This window comes from Streptomyces sp. NPDC085946, from assembly GCF_044540485.1.
In the GTDB taxonomy this organism is placed as follows: Bacteria; Actinomycetota; Actinomycetes; order Streptomycetales; family Streptomycetaceae; genus Streptomyces.
Genome location: NZ_JBITSF010000026.1, coordinates 20454 through 38903, shown reverse-complemented (window position 1 = coordinate 38903; position 18450 = coordinate 20454). Strand labels below are relative to the sequence as shown.

General features: G+C 75.5%; 17 protein-coding genes and 2 pseudogenes. 5 read left to right on the top strand and 14 right to left on the bottom strand.

All coding sequences use genetic code 11. The annotated features are described in order from the left end of the window. Positions 1-9: 9 nt before the first annotated feature. A complete protein-coding gene (locus ACIF8T_RS34110; RefSeq protein ID WP_400040536.1) occupies positions 10-1035 on the top strand; it encodes a hypothetical protein in 1026 nt (341 codons plus the stop codon). 190 nt (positions 1036-1225) lie between these two features. Here the strand turns inward: ACIF8T_RS34110 and ACIF8T_RS34105 are convergent, their stop codons facing one another. Continuing rightward, the gene (locus ACIF8T_RS34105; protein WP_400040596.1) at positions 1226-2125 is read right to left on the bottom strand and encodes an oxygenase MpaB family protein; all 900 of its coding nucleotides are present in this window, start codon (positions 2123-2125) and stop codon (positions 1226-1228) included. A gap of 112 nt (positions 2126-2237) precedes the next feature. Between ACIF8T_RS34105 and ACIF8T_RS34100 the strand changes: the two are divergent. After that, positions 2238-2704, top strand: a pseudogene (locus tag ACIF8T_RS34100) (DUF2236 domain-containing protein); the annotation flags it as partial. 27 nt (positions 2705-2731) lie between these two features. On the opposite strand, the gene ACIF8T_RS34095 reads toward ACIF8T_RS34100, so the two are convergent. The 3 genes from ACIF8T_RS34095 to ACIF8T_RS34085 form a co-directional block, all read right to left on the bottom strand. Then, complete coding sequence (locus ACIF8T_RS34095) at positions 2732-3745, bottom strand: MASE1 domain-containing protein (RefSeq protein WP_400040535.1); 1014 nt, start codon at positions 3743-3745, stop codon at positions 2732-2734. Next, positions 3745-4653 (bottom strand): PP2C family protein-serine/threonine phosphatase, encoded by a 909-nt coding sequence (locus tag ACIF8T_RS34090; protein WP_400040532.1) that lies wholly within the window; start codon positions 4651-4653, stop codon positions 3745-3747. The genes ACIF8T_RS34095 and ACIF8T_RS34090 overlap by 1 nt, the downstream gene beginning before the upstream one ends. A gap of 157 nt (positions 4654-4810) precedes the next feature. Beyond that, the gene (locus ACIF8T_RS34085; RefSeq protein WP_400040530.1) at positions 4811-5293 is read right to left on the bottom strand and encodes an MSMEG_6728 family protein; all 483 of its coding nucleotides are present in this window, start codon (positions 5291-5293) and stop codon (positions 4811-4813) included. A 241-nt stretch (positions 5294-5534) separates the two neighbouring features. Here ACIF8T_RS34085 and ACIF8T_RS34080 point away from each other — a divergent pair, with 241 nt between their 5' ends. Continuing rightward, a complete protein-coding gene (locus ACIF8T_RS34080; protein WP_400040529.1) occupies positions 5535-6698 on the top strand; it encodes a S1 family peptidase in 1164 nt (387 codons plus the stop codon). A 136-nt stretch (positions 6699-6834) separates the two neighbouring features. Here ACIF8T_RS34080 and ACIF8T_RS34075 read toward each other — a convergent pair whose 3' ends face one another. Next, positions 6835-7326: an SRPBCC family protein gene (locus ACIF8T_RS34075; protein WP_400040527.1), complete on the bottom strand. Its 492-nt coding sequence runs from the start codon at positions 7324-7326 to the stop codon at positions 6835-6837. A gap of 124 nt (positions 7327-7450) precedes the next feature. On the opposite strand from ACIF8T_RS34075, the gene ACIF8T_RS34070 reads away from it, so the two are divergent. Then, entirely contained in the window at positions 7451-7783 is a 333-nt protein-coding gene (locus ACIF8T_RS34070; protein ID WP_400040525.1) for an antibiotic biosynthesis monooxygenase family protein, read from the top strand. A 22-nt stretch (positions 7784-7805) separates the two neighbouring features. Here the strand turns inward: ACIF8T_RS34070 and ACIF8T_RS34065 are convergent, their stop codons facing one another. The 6 genes and pseudogenes from ACIF8T_RS34065 to ACIF8T_RS34040 form a co-directional block, all read right to left on the bottom strand. Further along, positions 7806-8570 (bottom strand): class I SAM-dependent methyltransferase, encoded by a 765-nt coding sequence (locus ACIF8T_RS34065; protein ID WP_400040524.1) that lies wholly within the window; start codon positions 8568-8570, stop codon positions 7806-7808. Positions 8571-8663: 93 nt separating this feature from the next. After that, on the bottom strand, positions 8664-9881 hold the full coding sequence (locus tag ACIF8T_RS34060) for an aminotransferase class V-fold PLP-dependent enzyme (RefSeq protein ID WP_400040523.1): 1218 nt from the start codon (positions 9879-9881) through the stop codon (positions 8664-8666). A gap of 5 nt (positions 9882-9886) precedes the next feature. Then, positions 9887-11215 carry a pyridoxal-phosphate dependent enzyme gene (locus ACIF8T_RS34055; protein ID WP_400040521.1) on the bottom strand — a complete coding sequence of 443 codons (1329 nt, stop codon included), beginning with the start codon at positions 11213-11215 and terminating at the stop codon, positions 9887-9889. Beyond that, complete coding sequence (locus ACIF8T_RS34050) at positions 11212-12684, bottom strand: alanine racemase (protein WP_400040519.1); 1473 nt, start codon at positions 12682-12684, stop codon at positions 11212-11214. Before ACIF8T_RS34050 ends, ACIF8T_RS34055 begins: the two co-directional genes overlap by 4 nt. A gap of 176 nt (positions 12685-12860) precedes the next feature. Beyond that, a pseudogene (locus ACIF8T_RS34045) lies at positions 12861-13859 on the bottom strand (histidine kinase dimerization/phospho-acceptor domain-containing protein); the annotation flags it as partial. 49 nt (positions 13860-13908) lie between these two features. Beyond that, entirely contained in the window at positions 13909-14214 is a 306-nt protein-coding gene (locus ACIF8T_RS34040) for a small secreted hydrophilic protein (RefSeq protein ID WP_400040517.1), read from the bottom strand. 300 nt (positions 14215-14514) lie between these two features. Between ACIF8T_RS34040 and ACIF8T_RS34035 the strand changes: the two genes are divergently transcribed. Beyond that, positions 14515-15207, top strand: coding sequence for a GAF and ANTAR domain-containing protein (locus ACIF8T_RS34035; RefSeq protein ID WP_400040515.1), 693 nt, complete (start codon positions 14515-14517; stop codon positions 15205-15207). 230 nt (positions 15208-15437) lie between these two features. On the opposite strand, the gene ACIF8T_RS34030 is transcribed toward ACIF8T_RS34035, so the two are convergent. From ACIF8T_RS34030 to ACIF8T_RS34020, 3 genes are all read right to left on the bottom strand, one after another. Further along, positions 15438-16319 (bottom strand): universal stress protein, encoded by an 882-nt coding sequence (locus tag ACIF8T_RS34030; protein ID WP_400040514.1) that lies wholly within the window; start codon positions 16317-16319, stop codon positions 15438-15440. 250 nt (positions 16320-16569) lie between these two features. Beyond that, positions 16570-17469: a pyridoxamine 5'-phosphate oxidase family protein gene (locus tag ACIF8T_RS34025; RefSeq protein WP_400040512.1), complete on the bottom strand. Its 900-nt coding sequence runs from the start codon at positions 17467-17469 to the stop codon at positions 16570-16572. Between the two features lie 110 nt (positions 17470-17579). Beyond that, positions 17580-18374: an SDR family NAD(P)-dependent oxidoreductase gene (locus ACIF8T_RS34020; protein WP_400040511.1), complete on the bottom strand. Its 795-nt coding sequence runs from the start codon at positions 18372-18374 to the stop codon at positions 17580-17582. Between the last annotated feature and the right edge of the window lie 76 nt (positions 18375-18450).

The following is an 18450-nucleotide window of genomic DNA, read 5'->3' as shown; positions in this document are numbered from 1 at the left end:
GGATGGCTCATGGACTTCGACACGGTCGCCGACGAGTTGTACGGACTGCGGCCGGAGGACTTCACCGCCGTCCGTGACGCCCGGGCGGCGGCCGCCCGCGCGGCCGGCGACCGGACGCTCGCGCGGCAGATCGCCGCCCTGCGCCGCCCCGGTCTTGCGGCCTGGGCCGGCAATCTGCTGGTCCGCGCGGCGCCCGGTGAGGTGGAGTCGCTGCTCCGGCTCGCGGAGGGCCTGCGGCAAGCCCACCGCGACCTGGACGGCGCGCGGTTGCGGGAACTCGGCCGCCGCCGCACCGACGTGATCGGCGCGCTGTCCCGGCAGGCGCGCCGGCTCGCGGCCGAGGCCGGCCACCCGGTCGGCGAGAGCGTGCGGCGCGAGGTCGAGAACACCCTGCACGCCGTGCTGGCCGATCCCGACGCGGCCCGGCAGTGGGCCGCCGGCCGGCTGGCCGCGCCACTGAGCCCGACGGTCGGCTTCCCCGCCGTCGAGGAAGGGGCCGCGCCCCCGCGAACGTCCTCGGCGACGGCGCCCCCGCCCCCTGCCCGGCCCTCCACGCGCCCGGCCGGGGGAAGCGCTCCGCCGCCCGCAAGCACCCCGCCCCGCCCGGCCGCGAACCGGGTCCCCGGAGCCACGGCCGCGCGTCGGACCGCCGGGACCGGAGCCACGCCGGCCCACCCCGCCGCCGCGGCCGCTCCCCGCGACTCCGCCGTGGAAGCCGCGCGCCGGCGCCGGCTCGCCGCGGCCCGCGAGGAGGCCGCGGACGCCGAGCGGGAGCTGCGGGCCCGCCAGGACGAGGCGGCGGCGTCCGAGCGCGAGTCGGCGGACGCCCGGGCCCGGGCCGACCGGCTCCGGCAGCGGGTGCGCGAACTGGGCGAGGAGCTGAGGCGGGCCGAGGAGGAACACCGGGAGGCCGTTGCGGCCGAGCAGGCGGCGCGACGCCGGTCGCGCGACGCCGACCGGCGGGTCCGTGCGGCCCGGGAGCGCGCCACGGCAGCCACCGACCGGGCCGCACGCCTCACCCGCCGGGACCGGTGACCGGCAGCCGCCCTCTCACCCGCCAGGACCGTTGCCCGGCAAAGCCGCACCCCTCACCCGCCGGAACCGCTGCCCGACGAAACCGCACTCCGGAACGGCGGCGTCAACGCCCACCGAATCCCCACGGTCACGGCCACCCGACCGGACCACACCCCTCACCCGCCAGGATCGCTGACCAGCAACCGCACCCTCACCCGCCGGAACCGCTGCCCGGCGAAGCCGCACCCCTGGGCGGCGGCGTCAACGCCCACCGGATCCCCGCGGTCACGGCCGTCCCGAGCGGGCGGACGCACAGCCCCTCGGCCGGCGGCACCCGGGGCAGCCACAACTCGCGCGAGGCCCACACCGGCAGCAGGGACACGGCGTTGGCGGCGAGCACGCCGTAGGGCAGGCGCGCGACGAGCGGGACCGGCGGGTTCAGCAGCAGGAAGCGCGCCGCGCTGCGCGCCTCCGGGGTGGCGCGCAGCTCGCTCCGGTAGGCGGCCAGGCGCGCCGCGAGTCCGGCGCGGTCCGTCGGCGGGTCGGGGACGCCGAGCGCGGTGGCGACGCGCGCGGTGTCGGCGACGTAGCCGTCGCTCTCCTCGTCGGTCAGAGGGCGCGCGCCGTAGCGCTGGTGGGCGCGCAGGAAGGTGTCGGTCTCCGCGACGTGCACCCAGCACAGCAGGTGCGGGTCGGAGGCGGCGTACCGCTGTCCGTCGGCGGTCGTGCCGTTGACCGTGGCGTGGACGGCGCGTACCCGGTCGCACGCCTCCTGGGCGGCGGCGGCCGGTCCGTACGTGGTGACGGCCAGGAAGGTGCTGGTCCGTTGCAGCCGTCCCCAGGGGTCGCCGCGGAAGCCGGAGTGCCCGGCGACCGCGGCCATGGCGAGGGGGTGCAGCGACTGCAGGAGCAGGGCCGACAGGCCGCCGATGAACATGGCGGCGTCCCCGTGCACCCTTCTGATGGGCCGTTCGGGGCCGAACCAGCGCGGTCCGGGCGTGCCGTGGATGCGGGCCCGGTTGCCGGGGCCCTCGGGTCCCGCCACCCGGGCGAAGATCGCCCTGCCGACCCGGTCGCGCAGCCCGGGGCCGCCTTCGGGGAGCAGTCTCATGGTCATCGCGTCCTCCCGGCCCGTACGGCGGCCCGTCAAGTGGAACCCCTCCCCACCGCGTCGCATTCCTCGGCACCGCTTCCGTCCCGGTCGTGCGCCCGGAGGCACCCCGAAGCCCGACGCCTTCGAGGCCGGCGGCCGCTTCCTCCCCGCCGCCCGGAAGGTCCGGCTGCTGCGCGCCGCCGTCCGCCACCACCTGCGGCGCGAGGGCCGCTGGGACACGGCGGCGCCGGGGGTGCCGATCTGCCAGGAGGACATGATCGGTCGGCCCTGATCCGCCATCTCGTCGGCGACACGTGCGCCGACCGGCTCGACGTGCCCCGCACCCCGTGGGACACGGCCGTCAAGGCGGTCCCCCGTCCGCTCGGCGTCCTGGAGGGCATCGAGGACCGCTCCCCGCTCGGCGCCTGGGCCCTGGACCGTCTCGGGCACCTGACGACCGTCTTCGAGCTGTCCTCGCTCACCCGGGGACGCGTGATGCACTGCGCGATCCCCGAACACCTCAGGAAGGAGTACGGCGTCTCCGGCTCGGTCCCGCGCACCCGCCGGTGGACGCCCCCCGCGCCGACGGTGACCTGACCGCCCGCGGACGGCGGGCCGTCCGGTTCATCGCCGTCCGGGCGGTCCCGGCGGGCCGTCGCCGTCCACCGGCGCGCGGCCGGGCGGGGCCTCCCCCGCGGTGAGGTGTTCGAGGACCTCGACCAGCTCCTGGCAGGCCCGCTCCACCGACCGGCGGGTGTTGTGCTGCTCGATGATCACGGCCGACAGCAGCAGCGAGGTCAGGGCCATCGAGCCGTTGAAGGCCTGGAGTTTGAACATCACCTCGGTACGGGTCAGCCCGGCGAACGGCCCGGTGCCGTCCGTGGCCGCGACGGTCGCCAGGACGGAGGCGAACAGGGCGCACAGGACGCTCCCGGCGAGCTGGAACCGCAGGGCCGCCCAGATCAGCAGCGGGTAGACGAGGTAGAGCAGGCTGATCCCGCTGTGCGTGGCCAGCGGTACGACGCCCCCGGCCACGGCGGCCAGGACCAGGGCCTCCTTCCAGCGGGCCAGGTCCGGCGCCCGGTGCGCCCCGGCGAGCAGGAGCAGGGCGGGGGTGACGAGCAGGACGCCCATCGCGTCGCCCACCCACCACGCCAGCCAGACCGGCCAGAAGCCGTCCGCGCCGAGTCTGCCGGTGAGGACCAGGGTGCCGACGCCCACCGTGGAGCTGATCAGCATCGCGGCGAGCGCGCCGAGGAAGACCAGGGCGACGCCGTCCCGCAGCCGGCTCAGGCCGGTGCGGAAACCCGTCCTGCGCAGCATGAGGTAGGCGCAGAGGGGGGCCGCGGTGTTGCCGGCGACGTTGCCGAGCGCGGCGGGCCGCAGGGCGGTGAGGGACATGATGACGAGGAGGGCGCCGAGCGCGATGCCGGGCCAGCAGCGCAGCCCGAAGACGAACAGGGCGGCCAGGGCGACCCCGGTGGGCGGCCAGATGGGGGTGAAGACCGCGTCCCCGACCGCGAGCTGCCGGAGCAGTCCGAGCCGTCCGGCCGCGTAGTAGCAGGCGGCGACGGCCAGTACCTGAAAGCCGTAGACGACCACTCGGCGCCGATCGCGGGTACGCACCACAGTTGCCATCAGACACCGCCGCCGGTCGATCGGCGAGGCGGTCGCGGCCGCGTCCTGTCCCGGGGCTGGGAAACCGGTGCGAGGCCGGACGGGTGGGACGCGGAACCCTCGCGGCCGACCACCAGGACCGCCGCGTCGTCCTGGTGGCCCACCCGCTCGGCGCCCTTGATGACGGCGGTGGCGAGCGAGGCCGCCTCCAGGCCCGCGACGGCGGCGATGCCCGCCAGCCGCACCACCTGGTCGAGGCCCTCGTCCAGGCTCAGCGCGGGCCCCTCGACCACGCCGTCGGTGACCAGGACGAAGACGTCGCCCGCCGAGAGGCGGTGCAGGGTGACCGGGTACTCGGTGCCCGCCAGCACGCCGAGGGGCGGCCCGCCCTCGTCCTCGGCGAGGCCGGACCGGCCGTCCGCCGTGGCCCAGACGTACGGTATGTGCCCGGCCCGGGCGCTCTCCAGGACGCCGGTCGCCGGGTCGAGCCGGATGAACGTGCAGGTGGCGAACAGGTCGGTGCCGAGGGCGAGCAGCAGGTCGTTGGTGCGGGCGAGGAGTTCGCCGGGCTCGCTGGTGACGGAGGCGAGGGCGCGCAGTCCGACCCGCACCTGGCCCATGAAGGCGGCCGCCTCGATGTTGTGGCCCTGGACGTCGCCGATGGACAGGCCGATGCAGCCGTCGGGCATCGTGAAGGCGTCGTACCAGTCCCCGCCCACGCTGAGGCCGTGGTAGGCGGGCTGGTACTCGACGGCCAGGCGGAAGCGGGGAACCTCCGGCAGGGTCGTGGGCAGCATGCCCTGCTGGAGGGCGACGGCCAGTTCGACCCGCGACCGCTGGAGCTCCGCGCGTTCCCGGGCCTGCGCGGTCAGCGTTCCGAGCCTGGCGAGCAGCTCGTCACCGTCGTCGGTCGGACGCTTGCGGGGCATCGATCACTCCGGCCGGGTCACATGGCCCACTTCTGGTGAAGTCGTACCAAATCCCAGCATTCTAGCCGTGGAGCGTCCTCCCGGCGTGCCGAACGGGGGCGGGCTGCGGCCGGCGGCGGGTCGCGGGGCGTTCCCGGGCCGGCGCCGCGAGGGAGGCTCACCCGTCGCGGGACGCGAGCGGCCCGCGGTCCGACGCGGGCCAGACGTACGGCAGGTCGTCCGGCACGCCCGGGAACTGCTCGGCGTAGGCGGCCGGGTCCTTGCGCACCAGTGCCGACTGGTGGCTGCGGTGCACCGCGGCGTCCCCGAGCCAGGGCGGGAGCTCGCCGGCGTCCGCCAGTTCCCGCTGGCCGCGCACCGGGCCGTGGTGGACCGTCGCCAGGTCGGCGACGAGGGTGGCGGCGCAGCTGTCCTGGTGGCCGCGCTCCCGCCACACCCGGCAGATCTCCAGCCCGTACCGGACCAGCGCCTCCTCGTACCCCGTCCACATCCGCACGGCCGGGTGGTGGCGCCATCCGTAGCCGGGCACGATCAGGCCGCGCAGGACCTGCAGCGCCTCCACCCGCTGCTTGCCCAGTCGTCGTCGGTCGAGGGCCGTGGCCGATCGCGAGAAATCGGCGTAGGGCAGGAAGGTCTGCATCGTCCTGTCCGTTCGGGGCGGGGGCCGCGCCGCCGGTCACGGGGGTCGTCGGCCGGGGCGTCCACGGTAAGGCCGGCCACCCCCGCACGCTCGGTGATCTTCCTCCGGCCCACGGTTCCCCGCATTGGCATGGACCTGTCGGGCAAGCACCGCTAAGCTCTGCCCCGCTCCCATGAGAGCGCTCTCAGAACGTGGTTGTTCCACCCCCACCTTGCTTGGAACGACGAAGGGTCACTTCCCCATGAGACGCATGAGACTCCAGCACGTCGCCCTGGCCGCGCTCCTCGTCCTCGGCGGCTGGGCCGCCGGCGGGACGCCGACGGCCGCGGCGGACGACTCCTCCGCCACCGCCGCCCAGGCCGACCCCGCCTCCCCCGCCCTGCTCCGGGCCATGCAGCGGGACCTCGGTCTGACGCGGTCCGAGGCGGAAGCCCGGCTGGCCGCCGAACGCCGGGCCGCCGACCTCGCGCCGCGGGCCCGGAAGGCCGCCGGGGACGCGTACGCGGGCTCGTGGTTCGACGCCCGCAGCCGGCGGCTGACCGTGGCCGTCACCGCGGACGCCGCGGACACCGCGGTCCGCGCCGTACGGGCCGCCGGCGCCGACGTGCGCACCGTCGAGCACAGCGCGCGCCGGCTCGACGCGGCCAAGGCGCGCATCGACCGCCTGTCCGCGCCCGAAGGGGTCGGCAGCTGGCACGTCGACCCGGCCGCCAACACGGTCGTCGTGAACGTCGTCCGGGGCGAGCAGGCCGACCCCGGTGTGCAGCGGTTCCTCGACCGGGCCCGCGAAGCCGGACCGGTCACCGTGCGGACCGTCGCCGCCGCCCCGCGCACCTTCGCCGCGGGCACGGTCGGCGGCGACCCGTACTACACCGGCAACGTCCGGTGCTCCATCGGCTTCTCGGTGCACGGCGGGTTCGTCACCGCCGGCCACTGCGGCCAGGCGGGCGCCGGGGTCAGCGGCTGGGACCGGTCGTACATCGGGACGTTCCAGGGCTCGTCGTTCCCGGAGAACGACTACGCGTGGGTCAGCGTGGGCAGCGGCTGGTGGACCGTACCGGTCGTCCTGGGCTGGGGAACGGTGCCGGACCAGCTCGTGCGCGGCTCGGCCGAGGCTCCGATCGGCTCCTCGGTGTGCCGCTCCGGTTCCACCACGCGCTGGCACTGCGGCACGGTGCTCGCCAAGAACGAGACCGTCAACTACAGCCAGGGTGCGGTCCGCCAGATGACCAAGACCAGCGTCTGCGCCGAGCCCGGAGACTCCGGCGGCTCGTTCCTCACCGGCGACCAGGCCCAGGGAGTCACCTCGGGCGGCTGGGGCAACTGCTCCAGCGGCGGCGAGACCTGGTTCCAGCCGGTCAACGAGATCCTCGGCCGCTACGGGCTGACCCTGCACACGGCCTGACCGCCGGGCGCCGCGAAGGGTTCCGCCGGGCCCCCGGCGGAACCCGCCCGGCGTCCGCGCATCGCACATGTCTGTCCCCCGGACCCGCCGCGGCGGGTCCGGGGGACAGACATGTGCGATGTCCGGTGTCCGGGTGTCAGAGGGACGGACCGCCGAGACCGCCGGTGCCCGCGTCCCCCGGCCGGATGCGGCCGCGCCAAGCGCCGGTGTCGCCGTGCTCCTCGACGAACTGCTTGAAGCGCTTCATGTCGCCCTTGACGCGCCGGTCGATGGTGCCGATCATGTCGCCGACCTTCTCCACGGCTCCGCTGGGCTCGACGTCCAGCACGAGCTCGACGCGGGTGTGCGTGTCGTCCACGCGCTCGAAGCGGACCGAGCCCCTCTGCTTGGTGTCACCGCTGGTGCTGCGCCAGGTGATGCGCTCGTCCGGGAGCTGGTCGACGATCTCGGTGTCGAACTCCCGCCGGATCCCGCCGATCTTGGTGGTCCAGTGGTTGTGGCGGTCGTCCAGCTGCCTGACCTCCTCGACGCCCTCCATGAAGTTCGGGAAGGACTCGAACTGCGTCCACTGGTTGTAGGCGGTGTGGACGGGGACGTCGACTTCCACCGTTTCCTTGACCGTGCTCATCTGTGCGCCTCCGTGTGTCGCTGATCGTCCCGCGGGAGGCCCTTCGGGCCGCACGCGGGTTCTGACCCAGGACGACGAGTACCCACGCAGCCCGGGCTAACCGGCCGTGCGGCAGGATGGGGGCATGAGCGTAGTCAAGATCAACGTACTGACCGTGCCGGCCGAGCAGCGCGAGGTGCTGGAGAAGCGCTTCGCGTCCCGCGCCCACGCCGTGGAGAACTCCGACGGGTTCGAGTGGTTCGAGCTGCTGCGACCGGTCGAGGGCACCGACCAGTACCTCGTCTACACGCGGTGGCGCGACGAGGAGTCCTTCCAGGCCTGGATGGAGGGCCCCATGAAGGCGGCCCACCAGGGCGGCGGCGGCGCGGACGGCGGCGAGCGCCCCAGGCCGGCGGCGAGCGGGTCGACGCTGTGGTCCTTCGAGGTGGTGCAGCAGGCGGCGCCGCCGCAGGCCTGACCGGACGGAGGCCGGCGGTCCGTCAGCGGACCGCCACGACGACGTAGCTGTCGCCGTACTGCCAGACCGCGCCGGCCTGGGCGAAGCCCGACTGCCGCAGCAGCCGCACATGGGCGGACAGCGACAGCCGGGCCGCTCCGGCCGGAGCGTCCGCGGCCTGCCGGAGCCGGCGTTCGGCGAGCAGGTCAGCCAGTTCGGGGTCCCCGGCGGCCGCCGTCCACCAGGACGTCCAGTCCTCGTGGGCGAAGACCCGCTGCCGTTCGGCCCGGCGGCGCCCGACGTCGCCGCAGATGCCGGCCAGGGCGGGGGCGTCCTGCGGGAAGTGGTCCCCGTTGACGAGGACGCCGCCGGGCCGCAGCACCGCCGCGAGTTCCCGGTAGGTGCGGCGCAGCGCGTCGAGGCCGAGGTAGTGCAGCGCGGTCGTGGAGACCGCCGCGTCCAGCGGGCGGTCCAGGCCCAGGGCGGCGGTCCAGCCCTCCTCGCCGATGACGGTGTCGACGTAGCGGGCGGCGTCGGCGTGGTGGGTGCGGGCCAGTTCGAGCAGGACGGGGTCCCGGTCCACGGCGACGATGTCCGCGCCGGGCAGCCGCCGGGCCAGGCGGGCCGCCAGCGACCCGGGCCCGCAGCCGAGGTCCGCCACCAGGGGCCGGGCCGTACGGCCGCCGGTGACCTGTTCGACGACGTCGGCGATCACCGTGAAGCGCTCCTCGCGGTCGACGGCGTACCGCTGCTGCTGGCACTCCCACCGCTTGACCCATCGTTCGGCCGTCTCCAGGCTCAGCCCCATCCGGTCGTGCCACCTTGCCGTCTCGCACCTGTCCCGCTTCCTGCTCAGACCTTACAGGTGGAAACGGTTCCCATTCTCCTCTTGGTGGTCCGGTCAGCCCACCGAGGCGAGAACGGTCAGCAACCGGTCGATCTCGTCCGCGGTGTTGTACACGTGCAGGCTCACCCGGACCGAGTCGGTCTGCTCCCCCGCGCTGCCCTGGCAGTGGCTGTCGGAGCGGACCATGAAGCCGTGGCTGTAGAGCAGGAACCCCAGGTCGCCCGAGGAGATCTCGCGGTGCCGGAAGGTGACGATGCCCCGGCGCTGCTGGACGGGCGAGTCCGCGGCCAGGCTGGTGCGGCAGCCGAGGATCTCGTAGCCGTCCAGGTGGCGCAGGCGGTCGGTGAGGCGGGCCGCGAGGGCGGCCGTCCACCGCTCGATCCGGTCGGTTCCGGCCGCGTCCAGCCAGTCCAGCGCCGCGGTCAGGGAGGCGACGCCGACGGTGTTCGGGGTGCCCGACCAGCCGCCGGGGACGAACTCCGGCCCGCGGACCTGGCGGGCCCAGACCGCTCCGGTGCCGGGCAGCGCCATCGCCTTGTGCCCGGAGAAGACGACGAAGTCGACGTCGAGTCCGGCCACCGACACCGGCAGGTGGCCGACGCTCTGGGCGGCGTCCAGGCAGATCACCGCGTCGTCGCCGACGGCCCGGCGGATGCGGTGGACGTTCATGTCGCCGCCGTAGACGTGGTGGACGTGGGTGACCGCGACGAACCGGGTGCGCGGTCCGGCGAGTTCCGCCAGCGCGGTGTGGTCGTAGTCGCCGGAGTCCCTCTGGTACGGCATCGGCCGGACGCCGACGTGCACGCCCTGCGCGGCCAGCAGCCGCCGGGCCTCCAGCCAGGGCTCGATGTTCGCCCGGTGGTCGGCGACCGGGACGACGATCTCGTCGCCGTCGGCGAGGAAGCGCGGGAGCCAGTCGCGGGCGAGGGTGCGCAGCCCCTCGGTGGTGCCGCTGGTGAAGTGCACGGCCGAGCGCTCCGGGGCCGGGTCGTCCAGGAACCGCTTGATCCGGTCGCGGCCCCGCGCGACGAGGTCCGTGGTCCGGTTGGCCCAGGGGTAGGTGCCGCGCCCCGCGTTGGCGTTGCTGGTGGTGAGGTAGTCGTGGACGGCGTCGAGGACCGCCCGGGGCTTCTGCGCGGTCGCCGCGCTGTCCAGGTAGGCCAGGCCGGGGTGCCCGGTGATGATCGGGAACTGGGCGCGCAGCGCCCGCTGCCACTCCCCCAGTTCGTCGAGGGCCACGCGGTCGGGGGTGCGGGTGCCGGACGCGGTCATGCCGGTCAGTCCCGCACCAGGGGGGCGCCCGCGTCCCGCCAGGCGATGATGCCGCCGGCCAGGCTGCGCACCTCCGGGTGGCCCATCCGGGTCAGCAGCGCCGCGTACCGGGCGGACTTCTCGCCGACCGGGCAGGCCAGCAGGACCGGGCGGCTGCGGCTGAAGGGCAGGCCGCCGCGCAGCAGTTCCTCGAACACCTCGTCCACGATGTTGACCGAGCCGTCGATGTGCAGGGCGGCGTAGGCGAAGGCGCTGCGCAGGTCGACGACGAGCGGCCGGCCGGTCTCGACCCACGCCCGGGCGTCGGAGACGTTCAGGGACGGGGCCTCGCGCAGCTCGGCGTCGGACACGTCGGCCGGGGAGTTCCGGCGGGCGGGCCGGCCGAACAGGTCGGGGCGCCGCTGCCGGACGTAGCCGAGGTAGCTCTCCACGCGGTCGCACACGATGAAGACCGCCGTGCGGCGCTCCCCCTGGTCCGCCAGCTCCTCGTCGGCGGCGCGCAGTTCGCGGACCGCGCCGAAGTAGGCGGCCCCTCCGGTGGGTCCGGCCAGGATGCCGCACCGGCGGTTCAGGGCCAGCATGCCCTCGATGGCGTCGTCGGCGCTCACCGCCTCGATCGTGTCGTAGGTGTCCGGGTCGAACAGGCCGACCTCGCGGGCCTCGTCGATGGTGCGGATGCCGGGGATGAAGTCGGACTTGGCGGCGACCAGCCCGACCACCCGCACGGCCGGGTCGTGTTCCCGCAGGACGCGGGCCACGCCGGTCGAGGAGCCGGCCGTGCCCACGCACGCGACGAACCAGTCCGGGGCCCGTCCGTCGAGGTCCTTGACGATCTCCGGGCCGGTGCCGGTGAGGTGGGCCTCGGTGTTGCGCGGGTTGAAGTACTGGTCGGTGTGCAGGTAGGCACCGCCGGGTTCGGACAGCGCCCGGTGGAAGAGGGTCAGCGGGTCGTCGGTGGCGGTCGGGTCCAGGCACTCGCTCTGGCCGGGCAGTTCCTCGATCTCCGCGCCGAGCAGCAGCAGCAGGTCCTTGATCTCGGGGACCCGCATCCGGTTGGTGACGCTCTTGAAGGTCAGCCCGTGCATGCCGGCCAGGACGGCGAGGGCCTTGGCGGTGTTGCCGCTGGACAGCTCCACGACCTGGCTGCCGGCCTCGGCCGCGGCGGCCAGGTGGGGGCCCGCCATGCTCCAGGCGGCCCGGTCCTTGACCGAGCCGAACGGGTTGAACAGCTCCAGCTTGGCGTACAGGTCGATGTGGCGGAGTCCGTGCACGGACGGGTCGATGCGTACCAGCGGGGTGTTGCCGATGGCCTCGGTGATGCTGTCGTACCTCACTGCGCCTCCCCTGCAGGTGTGATCGGCCAGTACTCGTCGTCCAGGCACCAGCGCCACGCGCCGCCCTCCCGCCAGGCGGCGACCTTGCGGGCGGCGGGCCGGTACTGGGCGTGCGAGGCGTGGAAGTCCATGCAGTACCCGGCGGTGTTGGCGAAGGCCAGCAGGTCGCCGGGCTCGGGGCGGCGGGGCAGGAAGACCGTGCGCCGCGTGATCAGGTCGGTCTCCAGGCACAGGGCGCCGAAGAGGTGGACGGCCACGGGACGGGCGCGGCCGTCGTCCGGTGCGGGGTCCCTGCGGACGAGGACGGGGTCCACGAGCACGCCGTGCTCCTCCAGCGCCACGTCGTCGGCCTTGGCCGCCAGCCGGACGAGCAGCGGCCCGTCGCCCTCCGGTTCGCGCACCTCCAGCACCTTCGCCAGCGTCAGTCCGCACTGGTCCAGCAGCGCCCGGCCGGGTTCGGTGTACAGGTCGTACAGGTGCTCCAGCAGCAGCGCCGCCAGGGGCCGGCCGCCCAGCGAGGCGGCGGGGTGGGCGAGCAGGGCGTCGAGGTAGCGCGCCCCGGCGACCGGCCGGTACGCCGGGTACAGCCCGAGCGCGCCGCGCAGGGTGCCGGCCTCGGCGCGCAGCCCGTAGCCGTGGCCGCCCCAGGTCAGGGGCGGCCGGGTGCCGAGGACGGCGCCGGTGAGCTCGGTCGTGTACCGCTCCCACTGCTCGCCGTGGGCGAGGTAGCCGATGCCGAAGCCTCCGCCGACGTCCACGGCCCGGGGCCGCAGCCCGCGGCTCCGGCACTCCTCCAGCACCCGCAGGCAGCCCTCGAACGCCGTCGCCTTCTCGGCGAGGCTCGTGGTGTCCAGGTGGTACGCCACGCCCGTCAGGTCGACGACGTCGCGGTGCCGTTCGACGGCGTCCAGCAGCGCGGCCACCTCGCCCGGGGGCGAGCCGAAGCGGCTGCGCCGGCTCAGCACGCGCACGCCGGGTGCCTCGAACCCGGTCAGCCGCAGCAGGACGCTGACCCGGGGCAGCTCGTGCTTGCGCACCAGTGCGGCCAGTTGCTCCAGTTCGTCCCGGGAGTCGACGCCGACCGTGATCGAGGTGCGGGCGGCCAGCCACAGGAACTCGGGGTGCTTCGGCCCGGAGGCCGTGATCCGGTCCGGGGTGAAGCCGGCGCCGAGCGCGTGCTGGAGCTCGCCGAGCGACGCGACGTCCACCCCGGCGTCGGTGGCGGCCAGGCGCCGCAGCAGGGCGCTGGACCGGTTGGCCTTGTGGGCGAAGAAGACCCGGCCGGACAGGCGGTGCTCGCCGTACACCGACCGGAAGTCCTCCACGTTGGCGGCGGCCCGGTCGGGAACGACCACGTGCAGGGGCGATCCGAGCCCGTCGGCCAGGGTGTGCAGCAGCCCCGCGGCGGCGAGCAGCGAACGCAGTCCTCCGTCCAGCCGCGGTTCGAGATACAAGGGCTCCCCGCCCATACCCGGCCCCTCCCCCAGCGCCTAGGCACCCGACATCCCGGGCACAGCCGACCACTCCCCGCGGTTTGCCGTATAACCCTCTTCCCTTCCGCGAGTTGATTTACGCGTTGCGGTCGCGAGGGCGGCCGGGAGGCGCCCCGTGCCGGGTGGCCGGCGCGCCGGGCGGCGGCCTCGGCGAGCCGCCAGTCGCGGCCGCCGAGGGTGCGGGCCTTGACGTAGACGTCGGCGGTGAGTCCGGCGAGCCGGACGGGGCCGGGGCTGACGAAGTCGGGGCGTTCGGCCTTGGCGAGCAGCAGGTCCTCGACGATGCGGCTCGTCCGGTCCAGTTCGTCGGTGACGAGCCGGACCGTCCCCTCCCGTTCGGCGGGGTCGTCGCCCATCAGCTCCAGGTGGCCGCGGACGATGGTGAGGGGGGTGCGCGGTTCGTGGCCGGCGTCGTCGACGAACTCCCGCTGCGCGGTGAACGCGCGCTCCAGCCGGTCGAGCATGGCGTCGGACGTCTCGGCCGGCGCTGCCACGTCGTCCCGGCCGTGCACGGGGAGGCGGCGGGTGAGGTCCTGCCCGGTGAGCTGCGCGGCCGCGGCCCGCACCAGCCGTACGGGCGTCAGGATGCGCCCGGCGACGACCCGGCCGATGCCGGTGGTGAGCAGCAGCGCCACGCCCGAGATGACCGGCAGGATGCGGAACACCTCGTCGGCCCGGGCCTGTTCGCGCCCCGGGTGGAAGGCCACCACGAACGCCGCCTCGGGCTTCCCGCCGTGCCGGGCGACGACGGCCTTCGCCCAGCGGATCTCGCCCGCGGGCCGGTGCAGGGTGCCGGTGGAGCCGGGCGCGGCGAAGACGCGGCGGCGGGCGCCGGGGTCCCGGTGCAGGGGCGGCGCCGCGGGGATGTCGCGCTGCTGGACGATCTGCGCCGGGCCGCCGTCCGCGCGGCCCACCAGACCGACGAGCTCCTCGTCGGGGTCGGCGTACCGGCGTTCCGGGAAGACCCGCAGCAGCCGGGCCGGCTCGGTGAAGGCGCGGCCCGTGCGCGGGTCCACGCCCCGCTCCTCGAAGTGGGCGAACTCGCCGGCCTCCTGCGCCGGCAGACCGGCGGCCCGGTGGTCGGCGTCCCGCAGCATCAGCGAGCGGGTGAGGGCGGCCACCGAGCCGAGCGCGACCGCCCTCACCAGCATCAGCCACAGCGGGATGCGGACCCGGGCGGAGATCCGCCGGCGGCCGCGGTCAGCCGTCGCCGGGGCCGGGGCCGTCGTCCCCCGGTCCGTCGTCGCCGGGCCAGTCGTCGTCCCCGGTGGCTGCCTGGCCTCGGTCGTCGTCATCGACCTCACGCGCTGGGCGGTCGGTCGCCGGGGGCCGGGAGACGACCTCGTCGCCGGGCGCCGGTCCGGGCCGGGTGGGCGCCGGTGCGGGGGAACCGCCGTCCAGCTCCACCTCGGCCGGGACCCGGGGCGTTCCGGGACGGTCGGTGAGCGCGAAACCGGTCGCGGCGACACCGAGCGGGATCGCCACGACGGCGGCCGGCGCCGCCATCCGCTGTGAGAAGGCCGTGTCGTCATCCTGGGGCCGGCTGCCGCCGGTTCGGATGAGCCCGGGACGAGGACTTCTTCATCCGCGCGCCGCCGGCCGGCCCATCCTGGCACAGCGCGCGGGACCGGCGGCGGGCGCGGGCGCGGGGTACGCTGCGAAGGACGGCAGTCACGGCGGCGCGCACGGTCGCCGCCCGGCCGCGGGTCACGGGGGCCGGGCATGCCCGGCCGGTTCCGCGGGCGCGGCGACCGGACCCGGGTGCCTTCCGGCGGGAAGGGTGCGTCGAGCGGGACGGTGGTGCGCATGGAGTGGTCCGAGTTCGCCGAGGAGATGGCCCGGCTCGCACGGCACCTGCTCGAGCAGGAGTCCACACAGGCCACACTGGACGAGATCGCCGCGGCGGCCGTCAAACTGGTCGGCGGCTGCGACGCGGCGGGCATCCTCGCCCTGCACAAGGGCCGCGCGGTCACCCTGGCCGCCTGCGGTGACGTGGTGGAGAAGTCCGACCGGCTGCAGGGCGAGCTGTGCGAGGGGCCCTGCTTCGACGCCGCCAGCCGCGCCGGCGGCGAGCGCCTCTTCCGCATCGCCGACCTGAACGAGCCGCAGCCGGAGTGGTCGCGGTTCGCGCCGGCGGCCCGGGACCTGGGCATCGGCAGCATGATGGGCTTCCTGCTCTACACCCGCCAGGAGGATTTCGGCGCCCTCAACCTGTACTCCTACCGTGCCGGCGCCTTCACCGCCGAGAGCGAGACCGCCGGCTGGCTGCTCGCCTCGCACGCGGCCGTCGCCCTGGCCAGCGCCCGGACGGTGGACCAGCTGGAGCACGCGCTGGAGACGCGCCACGCCATCGGCGAGGCCATGGGCATCCTGCGGGAGCGGCACGGCCTGAGCGAGGAGGCCGCCTTCGACGCGCTGCGCCGCATCTCCCAGCACCACAACGTCAAGCTGCGCGATGTGGCGCACTCCGTCCTCGCCGAGGAGCTCGGGGGGTCCTGAGGCCGCGGCCGCCCGGGCCCCATCCCCAGCTCTCGCCCACGCCTCCGAGGAAGCAGGCGAATCGTCCCGTCCGCGGGAGGACACGGCACGCGGAACGGGGTACCCGGCGGACGCACGAAGCCGCTGCTGCAGAGGCGACTTTGTGAGGTGTCGTGGTTCGGACCGCAGCCACGGCACCGCTGGAGGCTCCGGAGCCGTCCCGGCCGCCACGTCGCCGTGGCGGCACGGGATCAGTCCGCCGCGTGGCGGACCACGGCGACGGGGCAGTGCGCGTGGTGCAGGACGGCCTGGCTGACCGACCCCAGCAGCAGGCCCGTGAAGCCGCCCCGGCCACGCGCGCCCACCACCACGAGCCGGGCCCGGGCGCTCTCCTCGACGAGCGTGGCGCGCACCCGCCCCCGGACCGTGCGGCGCTCCACGGCGACGTGCGGATGGTCCCGCTGGTGGCCGGCGAGCGCCTCGGCGAGCACGTGCTCCGCCTCGTGGTGCGGACGGTCCGCGTCGTACGTCACGAAGGGCGGGTCGGCGGGGCCGTCGTAGGCCGGTTCCGTGCGGGCGTTGTACACGTGCAGTGCCCGCAGGTCCGCGCCGTGCAGCGCGGCCTGCGCGAAGGCGAAGGCGACGGCCGGCCGGGCGGCCGGTGAGCCGTCCGCCGCCAGCAGCACGGGGCCGGACGGCTCCGGGCGGCCGCGGACCACCAGGACCGGGCAGCGGGCGTGGGCGGCGAGGTGCACGGCCGTCGAACCGAGCAGCAGACTGCCGAAGGCGCTGCGGCCGTGGCTGCCGACCACCAGGAGCGAGGCGGTGCGCGACTCGATCTCCAGCACCATCAGCGGCTCGCCGACGGCGACCTCACGGGTGAGGTCCAGGTGCGGGGCGGCCCGGCGGGCGCGCCGCTCGGCCTCGGCCAGCGTGCCGTCCAGCAGTTCCCGTACCCCGGCCGCGGACGGGTTCCACGGCGGTCCGCCGGGCGGCACGTGCAGCGACGGCCACCCGAAGGCGTGCACCAGCCGCAGTCCCACACCGCGCAGCGCGGCCTCGTGCGCAGCGACCTCCACGGCGTGCAGGCTGGACGGCGAGCCGTCCACTCCGACCACCACCGGCTGTGCCATGTCAGCGCCTCCTTCGCCCGGGCCCCGCCTTCCGTGGTTCCCGCGCCGCGGACTTCGACCCGGCTCCGGGCCGATTCGTCACCGGCCGCGCCGGGTGCGGGGCACCGGCACCGCACGGGTGGAGCAGGGGGTGGTCATGGGCCTCCCGGGAGCCGCCCCGGCACGCGGCCGGACGCCGGAGGACCGCCCGCCCGGCCCGGTGCCGGGCGGCGACGCGCGCACCGCCCGCTTCGGCCGGCCGGCCCGCCGTTCACCCGTCGGGCGCGGTGATGCGGCGTCCGGTGAGGCGCTCGGGGCGGATCTCGACCCACAGCGGGCGCCGCCCTCCCGCCCACGGATCGCTGTGCGCCCGCTCGTCGAGCCGGCGGACCTCCTCGGGGTCGGTGACGGCCCGGGCCGTGCCGACGGCGAGGACGCTCCAGCCCTGGCTCAGGGCGTCGTCGACGTGGTCGACCTCGAAGGCGACCTCGGTGCCGACGGCCGCGGCCGGGGTGGCGTCGGGTGCGGTGCGGTAGACCAGGGTGCCGTCCACCACCTCGTAGTTGACCGGCAGCACGGCGGGACCGTCCGGGGTGGTGAGCGCCACCCGTCCCACCCCGTGGCCGGACAGCAGCGCCCAGCACTCCTGCGGGCCGAGCTCGCGCAGCCGCGGGCGGAGCAGTGCCTGCCCCTGCCCGGGCGGCCGGTCCCGGCCGGCGCCCCGGAGTTCGACGAGCGTGGTGCCGAGGGCGTCGGCCAGGCGGAGCAGGGTCGCCGGCGACGGGTCGGCGGCGTGGGTCTCGATGTAGGCGAGGTACCGCGGCGACATGCGGGCGCGGCGGGCGGTCTCGTCCAGCCCGAGGCCCCTGCGCCGGCGGGCCGCCGCCACGCGCCGGCCGACGTCCCCGGGCTGCGGGACGCCGCCGGGCCCCCTCCCGGCGTCCGCGTCCGTGCCCTGCGGCTCCCCCATCGGATCCCTCTCGGGGCCGGGACGGTGGAGGTGAGCGTCCGGCCCGGGGAACACCAGCGTGATCTCGCCCGTGTCCGACCAGCGCACGTCGTACGGGGGCGTCCCGTCGTCGTGGTGGAGTCCGACGATCTCGCCGTCGCGCCGGACGGCGCCGGTGGCCGGGCTTTCGACGATCAGACGGTCGCCAAGGTGAGCCTGCATGACCGCGCCCTCTCCCTCGATCGGTCCGCCCCTTCAGCATCACGCCCGGGTCTGGCGCGCGCCAGGCGGCGAAGGTCCCGCCGCAGGGGGCCGGACGGCCCGCGCGCGGGTCACGGCAGGATGGAGTCGACGTACCCCCCGTCGACGCGCAGTGCGCCTCCCGTGGTGGCCGAGGCCTGGTCGGAGCTGAGGTAGACCACCATGTTGGCGATCTCCTCCGGTTCGATCAGCCGCTGGAGCAGGGACTGCGGCCGGTGCTCGCGCATGAAGACGCGCTGGGCCTCGTCCCAGGGCAGGTCGCGGTCCACCAGCTCGTAGACGAAGTCCTCCACTCCGGCGGTGTGGGTGGGGCCGGCGATGACGGAGTTGACCGTGACGCCGGTGCCGGCCGCCTCCTTGGCGAACCCGCGGCCGACCGCGAGCAGCGCCGTCTTGGACACGCCGTAGTGGATCATCTCGGCGGGGGTGACCACCGCGGAGTCGCTGGCGATGTACTGGACGCGGCCCCAGCCGCGCGCGGTCATGCCCGGCAGGAACAGGCGGGTGAGCCGCACGGCCGACAGCACGTTCACCTCGAAGTAGCGCCGCCACTCCTCGTCGCTGATCTCCAGGGGCGCGGTGGCGCCGAAGATGCCGAGGTTGTTGACGAGGATGTCGACGTCGGGCAGCCGGTCGGCCACCTCCCTCGCGCCGTCCTCGGTCGTCACGTCCGCGGCCACCGGCACCAGGTCGGCTCCCGGCACCTCCCGGGCGAGCCGGGCGACGCTCTCCTCCACCCGCTGCGGCGTACGGCCGTTGACGGCCACCCGGGCCCCGGCCCGGGCCAGGCCGGCGGCGATCGCCGCGCCGATGCCCTGCGTGGAGCCCGTGACCAGTGCCGTGCGGCCCTTCAGATCGATCTGCATCCGTCCCGGTTCCTTTCGACGTGCACGGGTGCGCCGAGTACCCCGTTCCGCTTCCCGGCGGCACCGGCCAAGTTAT

What these genes read in the sequence shown, in the direction of transcription:
- ACIF8T_RS34110 (WP_400040536.1), top strand. Translation starts at nt 10, where the DNA reads ATGGACTTCGACACGGTCGCCGACGAGTTGTACGGACTGCGGCCGGAG.
- ACIF8T_RS34040 (WP_400040517.1), bottom strand. Translation starts at nt 14,214, where the DNA reads ATGGCGGCGCCGGCCGCCGTCGTGGCGATCCCGCTCGGTGTCGCCGCG.
- ACIF8T_RS34075 (WP_400040527.1), bottom strand. Translation starts at nt 7,326, where the DNA reads ATGAGCACGGTCAAGGAAACGGTGGAAGTCGACGTCCCCGTCCACACC.
- ACIF8T_RS34035 (WP_400040515.1), top strand. Translation starts at nt 14,515, where the DNA reads ATGGAGTGGTCCGAGTTCGCCGAGGAGATGGCCCGGCTCGCACGGCAC.
- ACIF8T_RS34105 (WP_400040596.1), bottom strand. Translation starts at nt 2,125, where the DNA reads ATGAGACTGCTCCCCGAAGGCGGCCCCGGGCTGCGCGACCGGGTCGGC.
- ACIF8T_RS34050 (WP_400040519.1), bottom strand. Translation starts at nt 12,684, where the DNA reads ATGGGCGGGGAGCCCTTGTATCTCGAACCGCGGCTGGACGGAGGACTG.
- ACIF8T_RS34095 (WP_400040535.1), bottom strand. Translation starts at nt 3,745, where the DNA reads ATGGCAACTGTGGTGCGTACCCGCGATCGGCGCCGAGTGGTCGTCTAC.
- ACIF8T_RS34090 (WP_400040532.1), bottom strand. Translation starts at nt 4,653, where the DNA reads ATGCCCCGCAAGCGTCCGACCGACGACGGTGACGAGCTGCTCGCCAGG.
- ACIF8T_RS34080 (WP_400040529.1), top strand. Translation starts at nt 5,535, where the DNA reads ATGAGACGCATGAGACTCCAGCACGTCGCCCTGGCCGCGCTCCTCGTC.
- ACIF8T_RS34070 (WP_400040525.1), top strand. Translation starts at nt 7,451, where the DNA reads ATGAGCGTAGTCAAGATCAACGTACTGACCGTGCCGGCCGAGCAGCGC.
- ACIF8T_RS34065 (WP_400040524.1), bottom strand. Translation starts at nt 8,570, where the DNA reads ATGGGGCTGAGCCTGGAGACGGCCGAACGATGGGTCAAGCGGTGGGAG.
- ACIF8T_RS34030 (WP_400040514.1), bottom strand. Translation starts at nt 16,319, where the DNA reads ATGGCACAGCCGGTGGTGGTCGGAGTGGACGGCTCGCCGTCCAGCCTG.
- ACIF8T_RS34085 (WP_400040530.1), bottom strand. Translation starts at nt 5,293, where the DNA reads ATGCAGACCTTCCTGCCCTACGCCGATTTCTCGCGATCGGCCACGGCC.
- ACIF8T_RS34060 (WP_400040523.1), bottom strand. Translation starts at nt 9,881, where the DNA reads ATGACCGCGTCCGGCACCCGCACCCCCGACCGCGTGGCCCTCGACGAA.
- ACIF8T_RS34020 (WP_400040511.1), bottom strand. Translation starts at nt 18,374, where the DNA reads ATGCAGATCGATCTGAAGGGCCGCACGGCACTGGTCACGGGCTCCACG.
- ACIF8T_RS34025 (WP_400040512.1), bottom strand. Translation starts at nt 17,469, where the DNA reads ATGCAGGCTCACCTTGGCGACCGTCTGATCGTCGAAAGCCCGGCCACC.